This window comes from Paenibacillus sp. MT86, assembly GCF_058792535.1.
The window spans coordinates 3,093,550-3,114,432 of the sequence record NZ_CM179499.1 but is presented as its reverse complement, the minus strand read 5'-3'; the positions used below and the strand labels follow the sequence as shown (position 1 = coordinate 3,114,432).

Sequence of the window (20,883 nt, the reverse complement as noted above, 5' to 3'; positions counted from 1 at the left end):
TTCTTGTGTTGTTATGCAAATAGCTCCAGGCCAAGAAAGAGCAGCAAACCGCTAACACTTGCATAAGCACTGAGGAAATGTTGTTTAGATTCCTTCATATAGCGTCTTTCTACAAGGGAACGGAACGCATGCAGAATAGCAACAACAAGAATAATATCCTGATGAGCCCACACTCTCCATTCCAATACATATCTCATAACGAAAATGGCAATGAGGGCAGCGACTACAAGGACGAGCTCTCCAATTAAATGAAATCGATTGATATGCTTATACAGCAGTCCGTCTGACGTGGAGGATACCTTCAGCTTTTTTTTGATCCAAACATACCCGCAAATGAAGATGATTACATACAACATGATTGTCATGAGGAACATTCTTGAGGTCCCCCTTTCAAAAAGTACAGTCATTATCAGCTTAACATCTTCATGATAGGTTTTCCACAATTACATGATTATGGAATAAGTTTGATTGTATTGCTGAACACAAGATGTCAAAAAAAACCGGCCATGATCCTGGCCGGTTCTTCCGCATGAAAATGTTAAAGCTTAGGTTTGTTGTGCAAGATGTCCGCGTTCCGGCGCTTTTTGATTCATGATCGGCACCATGACCAGTGAGCCAAGAAGAAATAATAGTCCTGCCCCGCTATAGATCGTGCTCAGTGAGAAGGCATCCTTTAACGCGCCGGCGAAAGACATCGAAATGACCATCATACCAACGAACATCGGATTCAAAACCCCGTTCACCCGTCCGACGATGGAAGCATTGGACCATTTCAGAATCATCGTGCTGATCCCGATATGAATGCAAGGGAACACGAGTCCATTGAGAAATTGAACGGTCAGTGTCAGCGGAATGCTCGTCGAATATCCGACAATTGTCGTGCAGACAGCGCCAGACAGCATGCCAATGGCAAGAAGTAATTGCGGCGGTACCCGCTTCGCAAAGACGGCTACGATCCCGCCGCCGATCAGCATGGCTGCACCATTCACCATCAGCAGATATTGCAGGAACTCCTCGCTCCTGCCCAACCGCTCGGTTACGATAAACAGGTTGAGGGCTTGAGCTACGCCAACCGCGAGTCCCGCGAGAATAAACGCGAGTCCAAGCATTCGCAGCACCTGGCTTTGCCACACATAGCGGAAGCCCTCAACGAAATCTCTGCGGAACTGGCCTTTAGCGGCGATGGTCTGCGGCTTCATATTATCCTCCGGCAGACGAACAAGGACGAGTGCGGACAGCAGAAATACCGCGCCCATGATCGCAATCGATGTTTCAAGGCCGAACGTGCTGTAAACGAAGGTGCCAAGCATAGGGCCGAGCACCATGAAGATGGCCATCAGCGATTGGAAGAAAGCCATCCCTTGCTGCAGTTGTTCTTCTGCCACATGATACTTGAACAAACGCATGCTTGACGGCTGCGAGAATTGTGAAAGGATAGCCGAGATAAACGCAACGAGGTAGACGGAATGCCAAGAACCGTAATGTATGGTCAGAAGGACAACGAATACCGATACCGCGGATAACAAGTCGCACCAGATCATTGTTCGCTTAGGCCGCCAACGGTCGGCAAATGTACCTCCGATGAACGAAAAAACAAAAATAGGAGCGAATTCTGCTACGCTGATTAACGAGATCGCATATGGATCATTATTCGTTCGATCCGCAACGTACAGGAGAATCGCAAAATTACGTACCCAGATCCCGATCTGCAGGAGCACGCTAGATAATAAAATCGTCTGCAGGAACCGATTGCGAAGCAGGCTTGGTGCTTGGGTGCTTTTATCGTGCCTAGTCAATCTTTTCTACCTCCAATTTGTCAATGAAAATACATTTCTTGTGTAATGGAATGACTCTCCTTTCATGATCTAATTATACGGACCGCATCATCGTTCACCTCCTACTTAAGACTGAATTTTTACTTATGTAGTTCCGCTGAATTCCGTTCAATTCCAGCTTTTTTTTATATGAGCATTTTGCATAATTCCGAATTTGGATAAATCATAGGAAGAACAGACATTGTCTCGTCTCTAAATCACGCGTTTTCTGAAAAAGGACAGACCTCCAGAATTTTTGAAGTTTGAACTTTTTAAGCGGCGGCTTGCTTTCTTCTCGAAGCAGTTGAGAGCGCAGATACGAGTAGGACGATGGCGTTCAAATACTGCTGCGTAGTGACTTTTTGAACGCCCCAGACATGCAGGCTATCCGCGGACAAATACGTTTTCATTCGAGAATTGCACCGTTCCACGCTGGTTCGTTCATTGTAAAGCTCTTTCCAGCGCTTGGTATCGCGATGCGGATTACTATATCGCCTTAGATCGTCCTTCGTATCGACTTTGACGACCATGCCATAGTTGGACGCTGAGCAAGTGGCCATGCCTAACGGGCAATCTACTTTGCCTGTGGCATGCGGACAACGAAACTTCAAGTAATCGCCGTCGGCGCCCCAGTAAGTCATCGCGAACCCCATCGTACAGCAGGGTGTTCCGTTTGTCGTCATGCCAGCGGGCGGTTCTTTTTCTCCCCGAGGATTGAGAGGAATAATGGCTTGAGCGTTCACCTTTCGAGCCGCTTCGTACACTTTCATTTGGTCATAGCCCGCATCAAGCATGAAGAATCTCGTGCGTTTATCGACAGCAACCTTCTCAATCAGGCTCGGCGCCATTTCTCCATCATTCACATGCGCTGGCGTGACTTCGAGCGCAAGTGGAAGTTCGCTTTTCGTATCCACCGCCAAGTGGAGCTTATAGCCGAACCAAGTCACTTTATTACCGAAGGAGTCGAACTTCGCTCCCCAGTTCGCATTGCCCGTTTGCTCGCTTTTTCGCTTAGGCTGCTTCTTTTCGTAAGCGTGAATCGAGGCACTGTCGATCGCAACATGATTTCCGTCGATGATGCCGTCTTGCTTGCAGCGATTGACCAAGTCTTCGAACAACTGTTTGGCCAGCTCTTTCTTCGTCAGCTCGGCAAAGACTCTGCTTAATGTAGCGATGGATGGAGCCTCGCGGTCGAGTGGAAGTCCGCATTGATAGCGAAACCTAAGATCGGTACTCAGTCGATGATGTAAACCAGTAAATGTCTGGATACGTTCTAGAGGAGCAGCAAGAAGGGCGCGCAAAATGCCTTCTCTGCAATGCCCGTCGGCTCCTCGGGGTGAACGACTTCTCAGTTCTTTCGCGTAAGGACGGAGGTCCAGCACACTGAAAAAGATCGGCAAACGATCTTTTGACTCGATTTTTAGCAGTTCCTCAAAGGAAAACAGACTTTCTTGGAGAATATACAAGAGACTTTACCCCTTCTTGAGTTTTCTGGATTGGTCTCTTGAAAACTTCTGCAAGTTGGGGTAAAGTCCCTTTTTTATGCCTGAAAATCCTTGCGTAGCAAGGGCTTAGATTACTGCAAAATACTCATCTATAAAACCTTCATCAAAGTCGACAATGCCCACAAATTCCGAATCGCGAAAACATAGACCAAAGAGCCAAAGCTGCCGAACGGCAACAAATACAGGGACGGCAGCAAGATCATTTTCGCTGAGAGATCTGACGCTACAATACCCTCTCAGAAAGGCGTCCCACAATCTTTCCACTTCCTCCGGGTCATGTCTGCTATGTATTTCTCTGGCCAGCCTAAACTCCGCAATATCGTAAGCTCTCCAGCCGTAACCGCATAAATCAAAATCATAATGGGTCAGCTTTCCGTCCTCTGTCCATGCAGCATTCGTATTGCCGTGCAAATCTCCGTGGCACACGCCCCAATCTAAACCTTGAACCTTGAGGTCCGAAATTCGTTTCTTTAGTTCCGTTGCCATTTCACTAAGGTAGTTACAATCGGTTAACCGATGCTTCATATAGGATCTGATGATGGATAAAGGCTGATCTATAAGAAACTCCATATCCAGCCGTTCCCTTGCAAACCGACTTTCAAATTGATCCGCCGCCTTATGCATATGGCCAATGGATTCACCGAACCGGTAACTGTCCGCTGCGGCGTGAATCGGCATCTCGTGTCCTTCCGCATATTGAAATAGAACCCCGTACCGGGTTCCCTCCATGACGTTAAATCCGCTAAGGTACGCGCCGTCTTTTCCCGGAATGGGCTCTGACACGCTGATCCCGTTCGCACTGAGAAACCGCAGCAATTCCAATTCAAACTCGATGTCAGGCCGGCTTCTTCGATCGGCCCTATAGATACGGAAGATATACTTATCAACATCTGTTTCTATTGCGTACGTATCGTTCATCCCCCGCAAGAAATACTGAATTTTCACAACGGAACCGATCTCATAATTGCGTTGGATATGTAACCCTACCGCTTGTTTGGACAGAAGCGAGTAAGTGACAGGAAATAAACTCAATCCAAATCCCTCCTTGCACTCAAGGGTATCATCCTCGACAAACTCTTATATATAGGCCGTATGATTATAATTAATTTTTATATAAACCGCTGCAGCACTTTCGCAACTGCGGGATCTGGTTTATCCGGAACGATCAGGTTGATCTTGCCGTCTTTATCCTTGCGTCAGCATCCGATACAATGATTTCCTGCAAATTTCCGAGAACTTCGTTCTGATTAGAATGAAACAATAACCTCCTGTACATAATGACTCTGTTTGGATAAATATTAAAGGAGCGAATATGGATGGGTATATTAAGCGGAAACCCTAAAGATGAGCCCATGCATTACGGGGAGATTTTTAGCGTATGGGAAACCTCCATGCTGGCAAAGGGCATGGTGTCCTGCTACGAGGCTTATTTGAATCACGCGGGAGATAAAGACCTTAAAAAAATTCTAAATGATCTGCTGGATCAGGCTAAACTCGAGATTAAAGAATGCGATGAGCTGCTTACCGACAACGGAATCCCGCCTGCACCGGGGCTTCCCGAAAGACCCCCTGTCAAACTTGAGGATATTCCGGCTGGCGCAAGATTCACGGATCCGGAAATCGCGGCCAAAATCGCAGCGGATACCTCGCTCGGACTGGTAGCATGCAGCCAAATCATGGGACAATCGATCCGGGAGGATATCGGCGCGTTATTCGCTAAATATCATCTAGCCAAAACGGCTCAGGGTGTGCGGATTCTTCAGATGAATAAGGAAAAAGGCTGGCTCATTCCGCCGCCGCTTCAAATCAAGAGACCCGAAGAAAAATAGCATTTAAGCATCATAGCATCCCAGTCTCTTGTAACGCTGAGCCTTGCCGATCCACAAGCCAACGAAGCAGCGATCAACGCTGCTTCTTTTTGTTAACCTATTCCCTCACTCCAGCGAGGCTTCCATGTTCCGACTGAAGCTGTTTGGCCGACGGAGGGCTTATGGCCTGCTGCCTGCCAATGAGGAACATACCGAGAACGACCAGAATGCCTCCGCCCCACTGCTCCCATCCTGCGGGTTCTTTTAATACCATGACAGATAACAATAGAGCCGTGAAAGGCATCATGCCGGAAAAAGCGGCAGCTGTTGAAACATGGCAGCGCTTGATGCCGGCATACCACATGATGAACGCCACGGCCGTAACGATCGGACCATACCATATCAGTGCCAGCCATTCTCGTAACCCGATGGCGGCCAAAGAATTGACAGGATCCTCGGAACCTGCGGGAATCAAGCATAATAGGAAGGCGATCGCCGAGACGAGCGTCGTTTGGACTACAGGATGCATGGCATGGTTTGGGGAAGCCGTTTGCTTCACCGAACCGATACGAGATAGGAGGTTAAAGCCGGATTCGCTTAGAGCACCAGCAAGTTCCCGTATATGTGCTGCACCTTGAAAGAAAGGCCGGGCGTGAGAATTCCTTGTAATACGAGGATGCCTCCTACCGTGCTGAGAATGCCTGCCAGCTTGCTGCCGCTAACCGATTCCTTCAGGAGCATGAATGCCAACATCACGGTAAAAGCGGGCGTAGTCCCCGTGAGTATTCCGGCTTCTGCCGTGCTAGTATGAAGAAGGCCATGCAGTAGAAGCATCCGGAACAGAATCATACCCAAGAGCGCCTGAAAAAACAGATACCCCCATTCACCCCATGACAGCCTGCCAACCGTTCTCCTCAAATCCTTCATGCAAAAAGGAAGCATGCATAACAGAGCCAGCAATAAGCTGGCCGCCGTTATAGTAAACGTACCTAACTTTCCGTTCAACAGCCACGCCGTGATGACAGAGGTTCCTGCCAGCGTGAAAGCCCCCATTAAATAAAGCATCCCTTTCCATCGTTCCAACATGATCACATCCCCTTGAAATCTCCAATCGATAGCCGCTAATCTATGCTACAATCATAGGAAATTAACTGGTATGATAAAAGAGCCAGTTGATCTCAAATATAAGCATACCAGTCGGAGGTCGAGCCAGCATGTGGGGAATCAAATTAGATCGGAACAGCGAAGTTTCGCTCAAACGCCAAATTTATTTGGCCATAAGGGATAAGATCGTTCAAGGAAACCTGCCGTCAGGAGAAGCCGTCCCCTCTTCCCGTCAATTGGCCAGGGATCTGAACGTATCTCGTGCCACGGTCAACGAAGCCTTGGACATGCTGAACGTTGAGGGCTATGTGGTCAGCAGGCAAGGAGCGCCGACGCGCGTCGCCCCAGGCATCGTGCTGGATCCTCCGACTGACGCCGCACCGCGGACGCAGAAAGAAGGTCCTCCTGACTTTGCAGCGGATTTTCGCACGGGCCAGCCAGAACTGAGGTTATTCCCGCGGTACGCATGGCAGCAGATTTCATCGAAAACCCTTGGCGGCATGAGCTCCGCCCTGCTGGGTTATACGGGTCCCCAGGGCCTGCCGGCGCTGCGCATTGAAATCGCTATATGGCTATATCGCAGCAAAGGACTCAGCGTGGATGCCCAGGATATATACATAACGGCAGGCGCGACGCATGCGCTCAGCATCCTTGCCGATTTGCTCTTTCGGGACCGTCAGGAGATATGGTTTGAAGATCCTTGCAATATCGAGATGCTGCAGACGTTTATCAATAAAGGGTATCGCATACGTCCAGTTCCCGTGGACGAATGCGGCATGCAAACAGATCTGCTGGGAGGCAAATCAAGTGGTCCCGTGTATGTCACCCCCTCCCACCAATTTCCACTTGGCGGTATCCTGCCGGCCGATCGGCGCGCTGCCCTTATTCGTTACGCCAGAAAGAACGACAGCTATATCATTGAGGACGATTATGACAGCGAGTTCAGATATTACGGGGATTCCGTCTCGCCTTTATATGCCATGGATCCCGATAGGGTGGTCTATGTAGGCACATTCAGCAAGGTTCTATTCCCTGCGCTTCGCATCGGTTACGCGGTGGTTCCCCGTCAGCTTCAACAAAGCTGGGGCCGGTTACGTACCCATACGGATGTGCAGAATCCCCCTTTTGAACAGGCTGCTTTGGCCGAATTTTTACATACCCGGAAATTTGACAGGCATATCGGGAAAATGCGTAAGATCTACGGCGAACGCAGGCAGGTCCTCTTGTCTTCATTACATGAACACTTCGGAGATGATTGGCGTTCTTGGGGAGATGCAGCCGGTTTGCATCTTGCTGTAGAGTTTCCCAGGGGTGTCTTTGACGAGGCTTTCAGGCAGAGGATCAGGCAAGATCGAATACGCATCACGCCGCTGGATTATCACAGCATTCAAAAAGGTCTCCACGCCAACAAGCTGCTGTTTGGCTACGGCCATCTTGAGCCTGGCGAGATCCGTGACGGAGTGATGCTCCTGCATGCTTATTTAAAGGATCACGGATACATATAAAACAGGCTGCCATCAGGCAGCCTTGTTCATGATACATTCCTATTCCGCTAATCCACTTCGTATAGGCTCTATATTTGAAGTCTCCGCCATAGCCAAGGCCTTCGCAGCTGTTTCGGCTTCCTCAAAAGCCTTCTCCAGAATTTGACTTCGATCCAGAATGGCATTCCCTTGTGCCCGGATGATCTGATAATCCATGACCCCCATGAAATTAAACATGGATTTCAGGTACTTATGTGAATATTCCACCTCGGTATACCAGTCATTATTCGTGTAAATGGCGTCACTTGCCTGAATGACCAGCAAACTGCGGCCATCGGTTAGCAAACCTTCCGAACCGTTCTTCGTGTATCGAAATGTCTCCCGCGCGATGAGGATGTTGTCGATATAATCCTTAAGCTTGGACGGAACGTTGAAATTGTGCAATGGCATGGCTATGACATACTTCCGCGCATCCTTAAACTGCCTCAGGATGACGGACATCCGGTCCGTGATCTGCTGCTCCTCTTCGTTAAGCGGCCCCCCTCTTCCCTGTTTGCTCCATGCCTCAAGAACCCTGTAGTCAATCGCAGGTATATGATCGCGGTATAAATCTACCTGTTCGATTATCCCTGCTGGATTCCATTTCGTGTACGCCTCTACAAAATGCTGAAGCACCTGTAAACTGACAGAGGCGGCTGATTCCACCTTCGGATGAGCATTAATAATGAGCATTTTTTCCATCCAATTTCTCTCCTTTTTCGTCTATTCCAACATATAGACAAATAAGGCAATGCGATTGTGACATCAGCCGGCGTACTTTTCTTGCATAAAGCAGAGGCTGCAATGGAAATGATATCTAACATTAAGTATGGCGGGGGAGCGGATGCAGATATGAACCTTAATGAGAGCCTGGCTGAATACTTCAAAGCGAACGCCGATTATTTCAATGTTGAAATTCGATTGCTGCAATATCATGTCCAGGTGATCGGTTTGGATTCATTAGTGGATATTCCCCAGAGCATCGCATCGCTTCAAACCCAAACCTTGAATCTAACCGAAACCGCCCTGCCGCCCGCTGATCTGCTTAAAATCGTGGGCGAGCTTGTTGAACCCAAATTGGAAGTGGTTGTACCCGACATCATGAAGGGCCACCTGATCATTCTGGAACCCCTGTCCGGAACCTGCAGCGCCGTTCTTCCGATATCGAAAACTGTCACCCGCTCCGTCGCATCTCCCGAAACCGAGAACACATTATACGGCTCCAGCAGCGCCTTTCTGGAAGATATCAATACGAACATCGGCATTCTTCGAAAACATTGCACCGGATCCTCCTTGCAAGTGGAAACGTACACCGTCGGGAAGAGCCATCCCAAATCTTTATTATTGATTTATCAGAAAAACAAGATCAAACCCCGGTTGTTACAATCCATTCAAGCAAAAATCAAATCAGGTCTGGATCAGGATGTTCATCATATCCAACAGCTCGAGAAGACGCTTGGCGTCAACACGTGGTCGCTCGTTACCAACTTCAACATGACGGAACTTCCGCAGAATGCAGCCCACTCCCTTCAGCAGGGCAAGGCCGTGTTAATGCTTGACCGTTATCCGTTCGCAATCATTATCCCCAGCCTTGTCATGGATATGTTCTGCATGAAGGACGATCATAATTATCCCCTCCCCTTCATGTACCTGATTCGATTCTTGAGAATCCTCGGCGTATTGATCGCGACGATTATTCCCGGACTCTATGTTGCCCTGGTATCCGTCAATCCTGAGGTTCTTCGGCTTCAACTGGCTCTCTCGATTGCTAACAGCCGGCAAGAAGTCCCTTATCCCGCCTTTGTCGAGACGCTGCTGCTCCTTATCGTTCTGGAGCTCATCCTGGAAGCGAGCATCCGTCTGCCCAAAAGCGTGGGTCCTACCATTACGATGGTTGGCGGCATTATACTTGGCCAAGCTGCCGTATCCGCCAAACTCGTCAGCAACCTGTTGATTATTGTGCTGGCGGGTACAACCATAGCTTCTTCTACGGTGGTAGGTTTCCAAAACTCCGTAACCGTGCGAGTGTTCAAGTATCTGCTGATCATACTGTCCGCCATCTTTGGCATGCTGGGATTACTTGCTGGAATCGTTGTCATCTGTGCTTATATGGGCCATCAAAAAAGTATGGGGATTCCTTACTTGTCGTTACCAATATTGAATCAGAAGGATGAACGAAATGGATAAGAACGGTTATCAAGCAACCATCCTGTACGTGGTTTGTCATATGGGGCTTATTTTTTTCCTCTATCCCTCCGACATGTTTTCCGGCATGGACACGGGCCACTGGATCGGAATCTCCATCAGCTATGCGCTGCATGCAGCTGCCCTTTATATGTACATTAAAGGTCTGAAATGGGCCGCCCAGCCGAATGTCGTGGATATGTTCCGCAGCACCGGCAAATACCTGGCGTGGATCTTATTGCTTCCTGCATTCTTTTACTTCGGCATCGCTATCATCGTAGCACTGAGGGCCTATTCCGAGATGTTAACTTTGGTCTTCTTATCGAGTACGCCGTTGTGGGCGGTTCAGCTGCTATTGATTGCGATTGGTTTTCTCATGGCGTGGCAAGGAATGTCCAGCATGGCGCGAACCAGCGTCCTGTTGGTTGTGTTGTTCATGTTCCCCATTTTGTTTGTTCTCTGCCTAGGCTTTCAAAATGTGGACTGGTACTACTTGCTGCCGCTCATTGACCGCGAGCAAACTTTTCATTTCATCGCAAAGCCCGATTTTCTGGTCAGTTTATTCGTTTACGCAGGCGGCTCCTTTTTCCTGGGACTGCTGCCTTCTTCCATACATATCAGTCTCAAGAAAATGATGCTGGGCTGCCTTCTGCTGCTGCCCATGTTCTTTTTATCGGTCTATCTGCCGCTTCTGACCTTTGGTCAAGCCACCGCCGAATTATACCAATTTCCCATGCTGATGACCATAGACACCGTGAATATCACCTGGCTGTTGTTTGATCGGATCACGATTTTCTTCTTATTAAGCCTGATGGCGTTTGCGCTGATGTACTTGGGAGTGACCTTATGGGTTCTTGCGACGCTAGCCCAGAAGGCTGTCCCGAATGTCCCCGGCATCTACCTGTTGATTGCTCTGACCGCTGGTCTGTTTGCCATATCCTTGGCCATCCCCAACTGGAATTACCTCAAGAATTTGCAGGTATTGATTATTCCTTTGCGATTGTATATTTTCCTGGTGCTTCCGCTGATCACGTTCCTTATCGGATGGCGGCACAAGCACAAAGCAAACCGTGCAACGGAGGTAACCTGAAATGGACAATCCGGTCAACATCCGCCATCCTTTGAAATGCTTTCTCATGCTGGCTGCCCTGGTCCCCTTGCTTGCAGGCTGCTGGGATAACAAAGACATTAACCATCGCTCGCTTCCGGTGATCATGGGCATTTCGTTAACGGAGGAGAATCAATATAAGGTGTTTCTGGACATTCCGGCCACGAATGAAACCAGCACCGTCAATATCGTTTCGGATACGGGCAACACCATCAATGAAATCATCGATCATATGAGCATGAACATGGAGACTCAGGTAGATCTGCTGCATTTGAAAATCGTCATCGTGGATAAGAACTTTGCCAGCAAGGGCATGGAAGACATTATTTCCGCGTTTAATCGGTCAAGGGACATCTCATCCAAAACGCTTTTAGCGATCTGCGATGAAGAGCTTGATCAATTCTTTTCAAAGGTGCAGGCGAAATCGGAGCACAGCGGCAGCATCGTATATGATTTTTTTGAAAAAAACGCCGGATGGAACCCCCAGTTAGCGGACACGCGCGTATGGCAAATGTTTCGAAGCATTCATTCTTATACGCATGACGTGATCGTCCCGATCATTCGCTCAGGCAGATCCACCAGTATCGAATGCGTAGGCTCAGCCATCATCAAGAATGGCAGGATGACAGGCCGAATCGGGCCCGACGAAACCCTTGTTGCCAATGCCTTTTACGGAAAAAGCGCATTCGGGAAGGTCGAGGTTATGAACAGCGCCACCGTTCAAATCATTAGCAACAGGCTGACCCATCGCAGCTGGATGAAGGATGGAAGACCTTATCTTCGAAGCCATCTCAGGCTGAAAGTCACCATCCTGGACTCCAGGGGACACCCTACGGAAGAGCAGATCAACGGGAAGCTGGAAGAACTGCTCACCACCAGGCTGAATCAGATGTTTAAGCAAACGCAAAAAGAACAAGCGGATATACTGGCCCTGGGACAACATTTCAGAAACCACCTGACCCGCGAACAACTGCAGGATTGGAGAACGACATATTATCCCGATCTGGATTTCAAGCTGAGCGTTTCGACCGTCATTGAGAATCGTGGCAATCTTAAAAACCTGTAGGTCCCGGAAAAATGGATCAAAAACAGATGGAACTCAAAACAAAAAGAGCCGCGCCTGCGGCTCTTTTTTAGTTTTGGATGAGCTGGTTGCTGCAAGATTATTGACGTGATCCTTGCCTCCCGGGTTATGCTCCATGTATTGTTTCTTCAACGGTTTACTTTGATTCGATCAGGATCTCGCGTAAAGCGTCCAGCAATCCTTGATTTTCTTCCGCGGTTCCTACCGAAATCCGGAGATGATGCGGAAGCCCCCACCCTTTGGCTGACCGAACGATGATCCCCCGTTCCAGCAGCTGTTGGTATATGATATCTGCATGTTCGCCAAGCTCTGCCAGAATGAAATTGCTCATGCTCTCGGCGTAAGGAATCGATAATCGGCTCAGTCCCTCATAGATTTGGTGCCTTCCTTGTTCATTCATCCGGCGGGATGCATCGACATGCTCTTCATCTCCGAGCGCGGCGGCGGCCGCTGCCTGTGCCAATGCATTCACGTTAAAGGGCTCCTTAACCTGCAGCAGCGTGCGGATGATCCCTTCGGAAGCAGCGCCGTACCCGACTCGAATGCCCGCAAGCCCATAAATTTTAGAGAAGGTATTGAGGGTGATGACCGGATATCCCGACTTGATGAAATCGATGCCGTCCGAATAATCGGAGGCCGTGGCATAATGGCGGTATGCGGTATCAATGACAACCAGCACACGATCCGGAAGGCTGTCGAGCAGCTTTCTCATTTCGGTCTCTGGCATGTAGGTGCCTGTAGGATTATTCGGGGTGCACAGGTAAACGATTTTGGTACGTTCCGTCATGACGGCCAGCATATCTTCAGCAGAGAAAGCATATGGCTCGCGCAGCGGCACCTTAATGACCGTGCCCGACATGAGAAATGCGCCAAATTCGTATTCGCTAAATGTCGGATCGGGCACCACAATCTCGTCGCCAGGCTCCAGATACGCCCGTGAAATCAGCATGATCAGCTCATCTCCGCCGTTCGTCACGATGAATTGATTCGCTGCCAATCCCAGGTGCCGGCCAAGCGCTTGCGCAAGAACCGACGAGCGTTCATCGGGATAACGGTGCAGGTCAGGCAGCTGATTCTGAATGGCTTGCAATGCTTTTGGCGAAGGACCGAGCGAATTTTCATTGGAAGCCAGCTTAATGACGCGATCCAGTCCGTATTCTTGCTGCACTTCCCAGATGGGTTTACCCGCCGTGTAAGGCTTCAGACGTCCTAGCGCCGGCCGCGGCGTTATTTGAGGCTCCGACCCTTCCCCTGCTCTAGTCAATGTTTTTTCCCCCTAACATGATTTATGGTGCGATTGCTTATGGGCCACTTCTATATCTCGCTGTAATCGATCTCCAGAAACTGCTCGACTTCCTTCTCCCAGCGATTCTCGACAAAATCAACATGCTGAGGATGCACATTGTAGGCTTCATAATCGGCTTCGCTCGCAAACTTCATGGAGAAGCCGTAATCGTATGTATTTTTGGGACTGATTTGCTTGAATACCTTAAACTCCTGAACCGTCGGAATCGTGCTGAGGGCAGCTCGTCCGTCCTCCAGGAAACGATGCTCTTCCTCCGAGCCTTTCTCGTGCTTAAGCGAAAAAATAACGGAATGAATCAAGCGGTTTGATGACATATTAGTCCAACTCCTTCTCTTTTTCTAGGCAAGAATTACATCATATTATAACGGCAAAGGCCAAAAAAATCGCTACTAAAAAGGCACCCTTTTCCAAAAAAAATGGAACAGGGTGCCTAGCACAGGCAGATTCATCGGCAGCACTATTTTGCCTTTTGATTGTGATTCGCCAGCAAATCAAGCAAATAGGCTTTCAAGTCAACCATACGTAAATGCGGAGGCTTCTCGTTTGTTCCGACAATGATCAGCGGAACAAGCGATTCCATGTGGCGAATCGATCCGTGGCCCCCGCCCCCCTCATGGGTCGGAGAGCTTCGGTCCGCCAATTCGTATCCCGGTTTAGCCGTGACCACCAAGAATTGCCCTTTATGGGAGTTCAGCGCCCCTGACAATCTCGCCAGCACATCCGGATATTGCCCGTAGTCCAAAGTGCGAGTCTGGGCATTCAATTGAAGGTCCAGCACTTCGGCATCCAACTTCACGGTCCACGCTTGTTTATAACGGTCGATCAGGCTGCCCTTCTCTTTATATTGGAGCTCCTTATACGTGGATCCCTGCATGGCGTGAATCCATTCGTCTTCTTTCCATGCAACAAAATCGATGCGGTCATCCTTGCTTATGATTTCGGCCAAGCTTCGCAACGTACGATCCGGCTTGAACTTATATACGTAAGCCATCGTTTCATTCACCGCCAGCGCAATCTCGGTTTCATCCTTGAGATCCTCACCCGGCTTTAATATGCGGATGCCCTTCAGCATAGCAGGCAAATCAATCTCCGAACGCTGCTCACGTGGAAGAAGCTGCGTCATGCCGCTATCCCCGGCGATGACGAATATAGCCTCTTCGAACGCTTTTTCCGGGGATCCGAACGACTGCAGTAAGGATTGAAGCTGCTGATCCACCTTTTTGACGCCTTCGAGCTCCGACGGCCCCTTTTTATGAAGCTTCTGGTCCAAGTCCGGCAAATATACATACAAAAAATCCGGCAGCTTATCAGCTTGGATCAGATAGTTTACGGCCCCTATCGCGAACTTATTGTTCATCCCCATCCGTTCGGTGAGATCGTCAGGCAATTTCTCGTTACCGTCGAAGGGATTGGACAGAGCTCCCAAGGTTAAAAAATCCGGGCCTTTAACTTTTATATTTTTCTGCAGCGACGTCGGCCCCTGTATCCAATCCGGGATCGTCAGCGTATGCTCGGTCGTTCCGCGATATACCAAGCCGTTGATCGACCCCGATTTCAAGCCCCTGCGGGCTAAATCTTCGTGGATCGTACGCGAATCCGCATGTAAATGCTTCCCGTTCAGATGGATTAACGCATCGGTCAGGACCGGATTGATCCCCTGCCTTAAGATTTCCATCGGTCCGGTGCCGTAATTGACCATTTTTTTATCGTCGGTCGAATACCATAACAGACCCGGAACGCCATGTACGTTCGGATAGGCTCCTGTTAACATCGTGCTGTCGATCGTAACGGACATCGTAGGAAAAGAGCTGACCAGATCCTTGTAGTATTGCCCATGTTCAATCAAGGTTTGAAAGGTGGGCAGCTGCTTTTGGGATATGCCCTTATCGATGGCCTGAGCCATTAGGGAGTCGATCATCAAAAATATGACTTTCTTATGCGTCGCTCCTTGTTCGGATTTTACCCGCAGCAAATCCTGCTCGGCAGGTTGTTTGTGCTGGCATCCCATTACCGTGATCAATACAAGAGACAGCATTCCGAATAAGATGTTTTGTATACGCATTTCCATTCACCACCTTCGTACATTTTGTCACAGAGATGGGAATGTCATGCAAGGTATATTTTGCATATTCGCAGCATGTTCAAACTTAAAAAAGAGAGGACGCTTATCGCCCTCTCTCCCATGGTCTGTATCAATAATCCGCTGCCGTCCCCTGCGTTTTCGTCAGTTTGAAGAACGATCCCGCACCCAGCACGGAGGTGGCGAACAGGATGGCACCCATCGGCACGGCGGTGGATTCGTTAATCCCGACCAGCGGTGACACCATCGAACCCAGCATTAAGGGAAGCAAACCGATGACTGCGCTCGCGCTTCCAGCCCGATGACCCTGGTTCTCCATGGCTAGCGTAAATGTACTGGTAGCTACCATGCCGATCGTGATCATATACGTAAAGATCAAGATGACAATGACCGCAAGAGGTCCTTTGAGCATCGTCATGATCAGCAGCAGCAAGGTTGCACTTACCGAGACCATAACCCCGATCCGAAGCAGGCTCCGCTCATGTATGATGCCGCCAAAACGGCCAATGATGAAACTGCCTGTTATAATGGCGATTCCATTGATTCCGAACAGAATGCTAAAGACTTGCGGCGACACTCCGTAAATGCCTTGATATACAAAGGGAGTACCGGAAACGTAAGCGAAGCTTCCGCCGTGAATGAAGCCTACCGTCAACGCGTAACCGATAAAGGAACGATCCTTGAACAGGCTTCCCATCGTACGTACCGAATGGGCCAGGGAGCTTGGCGTTCTTCTCTCGCGCGGCAACGTTTCCTGTAGCCGTATGGCCACGATCAATACGATGACTGCCCCGAACAAACTTAAAAAATAAAAGATGGAATGCCAGCTCGCTCCCGGCATTAGCAATATGGCCCCGCCGGACATCGGCGCAACCATGGGAGCAACCGCGTTGATGACGGATAATAAGGCAAAAAACTTCGTAAGCTCGCGGCCGCTGAACACATCCCTTACAACGGCGCGCGAGATGACCAGACCTGCCGCTGCGGTAAAGCCCTGCAAGAATCTGGCGATGACAAGCGCCGTAATATGGGGTGCCAAAGCGCAGAACAAGGAGGAAAGGGCAAATAAGACCAGGGAAATGATGAGCGGCTTTCTTCTTCCTTGCGCATCGCTGATAGGTCCCACAATGATCTGGCCGACCGCAAGGCCGATCAGGCAGGATGTCAAGCTTAACTGGACGAGCGATGCACGCGCGCCTAAGTCATCGGCGATTTCGGGAAAGCTGGGCAAATACATGTCGATATTGAACGGTCCTAATATGCCGAGCAAGCTAAGGAGCAAGGCTAATCCGAGGCGTTCTTTTCCTGTCGGGTTATGAAGCATAATGTGTCAAACACCTCTACTCTATGATTTTGTATTACATATCCTGTCATTGTCTTGTCCATAAAATAGTACAACTGCAAGGCTGGACTCCCTATGTATCCCAGCCGACAAAAGAAAAGCCCGGTTCGAATCAAACCGTGCTCTTCCCGCTTTTATAGAGGATCCGATTAACCTTTTCGGAGCTCAGCATCATGATCAGGGCAAACAACAGGATGACGACGGGAAACAACCCGATGGATAACTGGGCTGCAACGATCCCAAAGAGCGGGGGCAGTATCGTTGTGCCTGTGTAGGCAACAGCCATTTGATACCCCATGATTCTGGATGATTGGACTCTGCCGACGCGCGCCGGCGTTTCATGCAGCATGCAAGGAAATATGGGCGCTAGGCCGAGTCCGATGACAATCAAACCGATGAGGGACAGATAGGGATGCAGCGGCAGCAATAACAGGACGGCCCCTGCAATAGCCGTCACCTGCCCGGCCCGTATGAGGGTGAGATTGTTGATCTTCATCGTCACGAATCCGGTTATGAAGCGGCCGACCGTAATGCCTCCGTAATACATGGATACCCAGACTGCCGCTGTTTCCAAAGGGAGCCCCCTGGTCCCTACCAGAAAGCTTGCTCCCCATAAACCGACGGTCACTTCAACACCGCAATAGAACAAAAATGCCAGCAAGGTAACCTTTACCCCTTTGATCTGCAGCGGATTGCCGCGTTTCTGGACCATGGCTTCCCCTCTGCTCGCGGAGTCGGTTCCCGTGTGTACGTCCTGCATGCCTTGAGGCTGATGTCGGCTCGCCACGATCTTCCATAGCGGTAACGTAAGCAGCAGGATGAAGACCAGCGCGAATTGCAGGATCGATACGGTATAATATCCGTCTCTCCATGCATTGCCGGTCCCCATGGAATAGGACATGATGATCGGTCCTAACGTTGCGCCGACGCCCCAGAAGCAGTGCAGCCAGCTCATATGATGGGCCTTATAGTGGTTTGCCACGTAATTGTTCAACCCTGCATCAACTGCTCCTGCGCCCAGACCAAGGGGAATCGCCAACAGAATGAGCCAGAACAACGATGGCGCAAATGAAAACCCGAGCAGCGCGCTGGCCGTCAGCAAGCAGCTGATAAGCGTAACGATCCCCGTCCCGAAGCGTTCGATCACGCTTCCGCTGACCAGGCTGGACACGATCGTGCCTCCGGTTACCATCATCGACAATAAACCCGCGGATTCAAAGGCCGCTCCGATATCCGGCTGCATGGCCGGCCAGGCGACACCAAGCAGCGAATCCGGAAGCCCTAAACTAATGAAGGCAAGATAAATAATAAGAAGAAAAAATGTTACCACCATGAAGGTCCTTTCAACGTTGTTATCAATATGGCAATATTCATCTATTCTAAACCTTGTTCGGTCTTATGAAAAGGCCAGGCACGGCTTTTGTCCTCGAAAGCGGCGCGCTGAATGAAATGTCAGGAATGGAACGCCTTCCAGAATTCACCTTCGGTATTGATGATATCCCGGATCTGTGCGAACGGAATGGTGAATGTCGGAAAACCCGCCGCGTAAGGAGCAATCTCGTAAGGCGCAAACACCAGATGAATCGCATGATCCGTCACATAGAAGGACTGGTCGGGAGCGATTCCCGTATAACTGTCCGGAAACACGTACGAATACTGAGGATCCTCCTTGATCTGCTTGCCGACGATCCGGCTGAGCTCCTGCACATAATCGCTGCCTGGCTTAAACAAATCCTTCAGCGAATACATGCTGCCGTTCCCCAGGTTAATCAAGGCAAAGGTTCGTGTCGGCATGCCATGCGCGGCACCGAAGGGATAATGATAACCGTTCAGCTCGAGTACAAGCAGCTGCTCCTTGTAGAATATGACGTCAAAATCGCCTGTATAAGCATATTCCAGCTGCTGGTCGGCCGGGATGGACTTTACTTGAGACATATCTTTAAGCTTGTTATTAACCGCTTGCTCGGCAGCCCGATCCCTCATTCCCTCGATCTGAGGATAATAAACTAAGTAATCCGGATTGGGTTTATACTTCTCCTCTGCGACCTGATAAGGAGGCTGTAACGGAATTACCGTATTCTGCTTCCAGATGACGCGGCCCGATCGATCCAGATACGACAGCCTCTGATCGACCATGGCCTTTATCAAGCCGCCTGGTTCCAGCGTAAATGAACCGCTGCCGTTAACGCGGGGATATCCCGGTGCCGGTTGGCCTGATCGATCGATGAAATACGTCTGCATCGCATCATATACCGAGGCCAAACCGTGCTTGAATTCAAGAACGTCACGATATACATAATCGGACAGCCTCTTTCCTTCCCAATCGGCAATGGCATAGATAGATCCAATATACGGCTGTTCCGGATCGATCGCACGCCCGAGTGCAAACCGGTCTTCCTTCAAATCCCGGATGTCGTTATATTCCGGCTGGATCACCCATGTTCCCTGTTTATTAATGACGCCATACTTCGATCGGTAATCTTCAGCCGTGTTAACGATAGCTCTGCCGTGATGGAAAGGAAATGCCGAAGAAAAAGCCGGCGGGATGACAACGTTTCCCTGTTCATCGATATAACCGTACTTACCGGCGCTTTCCCTCTGGAAGGCCAGCATGCCCTCACCTAGCGGTCCAACGTAAGCGAACGGATAGGTGGCCAATTGGCGTCCCTGGGGATCGATGAGGGCATACAGATTTTCTTTTATTTTCACAACGGCTTTGCCGCCTGCAAAATCATTCGCTTCCTCATACTGCGCAGGGATCGCCTCCTGACCCTCGGCATCGAGGTAGCCGTATCGGCTGTTTGCGCCATCTCCGCCGCCGGAATCGGTAACATCGAAAACGGCTCTTCCTTCGCTAAGCCCCGCGATATACGGATAACTCCGCCTTGTCAGCACTCGCCCTTGTTCGTTGATCATCTGAAAGCCTTGACGATCGATCACGGTCGCTCGATGTTCCAAGAATGGGCTAATGGATTGATACGTGGGCTTCACGACGAAACGGGCGAACCGGTCGATGAGCCCATAAAGGCCGCCTGCGCCAACGACTGCAAGGCCATTGTCCTGGAAATCCTGAGCATCCTCATACTTGGGTTGAATGACCATGCTGCCGCTACGGTCAATGTATCCCCACTTTGTTCCGCTCGTTGTTTTCACGGATGCCGGATATAAGCGGCCAAGGGTCTGCGATTTCCCCCTGCTTGCCAGCATTTCCTTGATCCGGCTCTCAAGCTCAAGCAGAATCTCGCGTGAAGGGTAAGGCTCTGCGAACTCAAGTGCTTTACGGACCGACACAAGCGCGGCTTCCGGCATCCCTGCCCGGTATTGCGCGTCTGCCAAGTAGTACCAATAATAAGCGTAATCCGGATGTTCGTGCGTCAATCTCTCGTAATACTGAACGACGGCAGGAAAATAATAAGGGTAAGCATCCGTTGCAAGCACTAACGTTCCTCGGTCCCACCTGACCACTTCGACTCGATACGCTTCTCCCGTATCGTGGATCCATAACGCGATTTCAGCAAGACCATCCGATCCCGCCGGACCGGGCAGATCCACGATATCGATATAACTGAAATTCACGTCAGCAGGGGCGATATCCTTATATCCCTCCGAAGTCCATGCGTAGATCGACAATTTGGACCAGATAGAGCCGAGCTGCCAACCTACGATTACATGGTTCAGGCTAGGGTTTAACACGGGGGCTGCCGTCAGTAAAGTAACCCCATACCCCTGTCCCATGACATTGGCAACGACTTCGTAACCAGCATTTCGATAAAGCAGCACAAATAGATATAATGCTTCATTCAATCGATACACTCCAACGATTTCAGGCACCTGATCTCCCGTAAGATCGGCGGTTATGACGGCAGCATGTTTGGCAGTATGACCCATGTGTACAATTTCCGCGCCGTTTGGCAGATAAGCCTTAACCATCTGAACCAGCTGCGGATCATAAACGGACATGAAGTTTTCCTCCCTATTCGCAAGCTTTCTCGCCTAATCGTATGCAGACGATGGTCAAATATGCG

General features: G+C 49.8%; 18 protein-coding genes. 5 read left to right on the top strand and 13 right to left on the bottom strand.

Annotated features, from left to right (window positions below; genetic code table 11):
* Nucleotides 1-11: 11 nt before the first annotated feature.
* The 4 genes from AC3RCL_RS13785 to AC3RCL_RS13770 form a co-directional block, all read right to left on the bottom strand.
* Nucleotides 12-374, bottom strand: coding sequence for a DUF4181 domain-containing protein (locus AC3RCL_RS13785; RefSeq protein ID WP_492535808.1), 363 nt, complete (start codon nt 372-374; stop codon nt 12-14).
* 171 nt (nt 375-545) lie between these two features.
* Nucleotides 546-1,796: an MFS transporter gene (locus tag AC3RCL_RS13780; RefSeq protein ID WP_492535806.1), complete on the bottom strand. Its 1,251-nt coding sequence runs from the start codon at nt 1,794-1,796 to the stop codon at nt 546-548.
* A gap of 290 nt (nt 1,797-2,086) precedes the next feature.
* On the bottom strand, nt 2,087-3,280 hold the full coding sequence (locus AC3RCL_RS13775; RefSeq protein ID WP_028407136.1) for a transposase: 1,194 nt from the start codon (nt 3,278-3,280) through the stop codon (nt 2,087-2,089).
* A 105-nt stretch (nt 3,281-3,385) separates the two neighbouring features.
* Nucleotides 3,386-4,351, bottom strand: a complete 966-nt coding sequence (locus AC3RCL_RS13770) for a phosphotransferase (RefSeq protein ID WP_492535804.1) — start codon at nt 4,349-4,351, stop codon at nt 3,386-3,388.
* 284 nt (nt 4,352-4,635) lie between these two features.
* Between AC3RCL_RS13770 and AC3RCL_RS13765 the strand changes: the two genes are divergently transcribed.
* Nucleotides 4,636-5,148: a DUF3231 family protein gene (locus tag AC3RCL_RS13765; RefSeq protein WP_213578114.1), complete on the top strand. Its 513-nt coding sequence runs from the start codon at nt 4,636-4,638 to the stop codon at nt 5,146-5,148.
* A gap of 97 nt (nt 5,149-5,245) precedes the next feature.
* Here AC3RCL_RS13765 and AC3RCL_RS13760 read toward each other — a convergent pair whose 3' ends face one another.
* Together AC3RCL_RS13760 and AC3RCL_RS13755 are read right to left on the bottom strand one after the other, a co-directional pair.
* Complete coding sequence (locus AC3RCL_RS13760; protein ID WP_492535802.1) at nt 5,246-5,686, bottom strand: DMT family transporter; 441 nt, start codon at nt 5,684-5,686, stop codon at nt 5,246-5,248.
* 38 nt (nt 5,687-5,724) lie between these two features.
* The gene (locus AC3RCL_RS13755; RefSeq protein WP_492535800.1) at nt 5,725-6,213 is read right to left on the bottom strand and encodes an EamA family transporter; all 489 of its coding nucleotides are present in this window, start codon (nt 6,211-6,213) and stop codon (nt 5,725-5,727) included.
* 128 nt (nt 6,214-6,341) lie between these two features.
* Here AC3RCL_RS13755 and pdxR point away from each other — a divergent pair, with 128 nt between their 5' ends.
* The gene (gene pdxR, locus AC3RCL_RS13750; RefSeq protein ID WP_492535798.1) at nt 6,342-7,736 is read left to right on the top strand and encodes a MocR-like pyridoxine biosynthesis transcription factor PdxR; all 1,395 of its coding nucleotides are present in this window, start codon (nt 6,342-6,344) and stop codon (nt 7,734-7,736) included.
* A gap of 39 nt (nt 7,737-7,775) precedes the next feature.
* Here pdxR and AC3RCL_RS13745 read toward each other — a convergent pair whose 3' ends face one another.
* Nucleotides 7,776-8,456 (bottom strand): FMN-dependent NADH-azoreductase, encoded by a 681-nt coding sequence (locus tag AC3RCL_RS13745; protein ID WP_492535796.1) that lies wholly within the window; start codon nt 8,454-8,456, stop codon nt 7,776-7,778.
* 150 nt (nt 8,457-8,606) lie between these two features.
* On the opposite strand from AC3RCL_RS13745, the gene AC3RCL_RS13740 reads away from it, so the two are divergent.
* The 3 genes from AC3RCL_RS13740 to AC3RCL_RS13730 are packed head-to-tail and all read left to right on the top strand — an operon-like array spanning nt 8,607 to nt 12,112.
* On the top strand, nt 8,607-9,941 hold the full coding sequence (locus tag AC3RCL_RS13740; RefSeq protein ID WP_492535794.1) for a spore germination protein: 1,335 nt from the start codon (nt 8,607-8,609) through the stop codon (nt 9,939-9,941).
* Nucleotides 9,934-11,028, top strand: a complete 1,095-nt coding sequence (locus AC3RCL_RS13735; protein ID WP_492535792.1) for a GerAB/ArcD/ProY family transporter — start codon at nt 9,934-9,936, stop codon at nt 11,026-11,028. The genes AC3RCL_RS13740 and AC3RCL_RS13735 overlap by 8 nt, the downstream gene beginning before the upstream one ends.
* Nucleotide 11,029: 1 nt before the next feature.
* Entirely contained in the window at nt 11,030-12,112 is a 1,083-nt protein-coding gene (locus AC3RCL_RS13730) for a Ger(x)C family spore germination protein (RefSeq protein WP_492535790.1), read from the top strand.
* A 154-nt stretch (nt 12,113-12,266) separates the two neighbouring features.
* Here the strand turns inward: AC3RCL_RS13730 and hisC are convergent, their stop codons facing one another.
* From hisC to AC3RCL_RS13700, 6 genes are all read right to left on the bottom strand, one after another.
* Complete coding sequence (gene hisC, locus AC3RCL_RS13725; RefSeq protein WP_492535788.1) at nt 12,267-13,394, bottom strand: histidinol-phosphate transaminase; 1,128 nt, start codon at nt 13,392-13,394, stop codon at nt 12,267-12,269.
* Between the two features lie 50 nt (nt 13,395-13,444).
* Nucleotides 13,445-13,750 (bottom strand): Dabb family protein, encoded by a 306-nt coding sequence (locus tag AC3RCL_RS13720; RefSeq protein ID WP_096775477.1) that lies wholly within the window; start codon nt 13,748-13,750, stop codon nt 13,445-13,447.
* 143 nt (nt 13,751-13,893) lie between these two features.
* A complete protein-coding gene (locus tag AC3RCL_RS13715; protein WP_213578098.1) occupies nt 13,894-15,498 on the bottom strand; it encodes an alkaline phosphatase family protein in 1,605 nt (534 codons plus the stop codon).
* 130 nt (nt 15,499-15,628) lie between these two features.
* Entirely contained in the window at nt 15,629-16,840 is a 1,212-nt protein-coding gene (locus AC3RCL_RS13710) for a Bcr/CflA family efflux MFS transporter (protein ID WP_096775475.1), read from the bottom strand.
* A gap of 130 nt (nt 16,841-16,970) precedes the next feature.
* Entirely contained in the window at nt 16,971-18,191 is a 1,221-nt protein-coding gene (locus AC3RCL_RS13705) for an MFS transporter (protein ID WP_492535785.1), read from the bottom strand.
* Nucleotides 18,192-18,310: 119 nt separating this feature from the next.
* Nucleotides 18,311-20,818 carry a WG repeat-containing protein gene (locus tag AC3RCL_RS13700; RefSeq protein WP_492535783.1) on the bottom strand — a complete coding sequence of 836 codons (2,508 nt, stop codon included), beginning with the start codon at nt 20,816-20,818 and terminating at the stop codon, nt 18,311-18,313.
* Nucleotides 20,819-20,883 lie beyond the last annotated feature (65 nt).

What these genes read in the sequence shown, in the direction of transcription:
- AC3RCL_RS13785 (WP_492535808.1), bottom strand. Translation starts at nt 374, where the DNA reads ATGTTCCTCATGACAATCATGTTGTATGTAATCATCTTCATTTGCGGG.
- AC3RCL_RS13765 (WP_213578114.1), top strand. Translation starts at nt 4,636, where the DNA reads ATGGGTATATTAAGCGGAAACCCTAAAGATGAGCCCATGCATTACGGG.
- AC3RCL_RS13755 (WP_492535800.1), bottom strand. Translation starts at nt 6,213, where the DNA reads ATGTTGGAACGATGGAAAGGGATGCTTTATTTAATGGGGGCTTTCACG.
- pdxR (WP_492535798.1), top strand. Translation starts at nt 6,342, where the DNA reads ATGTGGGGAATCAAATTAGATCGGAACAGCGAAGTTTCGCTCAAACGC.
- AC3RCL_RS13745 (WP_492535796.1), bottom strand. Translation starts at nt 8,456, where the DNA reads ATGGAAAAAATGCTCATTATTAATGCTCATCCGAAGGTGGAATCAGCC.
- AC3RCL_RS13740 (WP_492535794.1), top strand. Translation starts at nt 8,607, where the DNA reads ATGAACCTTAATGAGAGCCTGGCTGAATACTTCAAAGCGAACGCCGAT.
- AC3RCL_RS13735 (WP_492535792.1), top strand. Translation starts at nt 9,934, where the DNA reads ATGGATAAGAACGGTTATCAAGCAACCATCCTGTACGTGGTTTGTCAT.
- AC3RCL_RS13730 (WP_492535790.1), top strand. Translation starts at nt 11,030, where the DNA reads ATGGACAATCCGGTCAACATCCGCCATCCTTTGAAATGCTTTCTCATG.
- AC3RCL_RS13720 (WP_096775477.1), bottom strand. Translation starts at nt 13,750, where the DNA reads ATGTCATCAAACCGCTTGATTCATTCCGTTATTTTTTCGCTTAAGCAC.
- AC3RCL_RS13715 (WP_213578098.1), bottom strand. Translation starts at nt 15,498, where the DNA reads ATGCGTATACAAAACATCTTATTCGGAATGCTGTCTCTTGTATTGATC.
- AC3RCL_RS13710 (WP_096775475.1), bottom strand. Translation starts at nt 16,840, where the DNA reads ATGCTTCATAACCCGACAGGAAAAGAACGCCTCGGATTAGCCTTGCTC.
- AC3RCL_RS13705 (WP_492535785.1), bottom strand. Translation starts at nt 18,191, where the DNA reads ATGGTGGTAACATTTTTTCTTCTTATTATTTATCTTGCCTTCATTAGT.
- AC3RCL_RS13700 (WP_492535783.1), bottom strand. Translation starts at nt 20,818, where the DNA reads ATGTCCGTTTATGATCCGCAGCTGGTTCAGATGGTTAAGGCTTATCTG.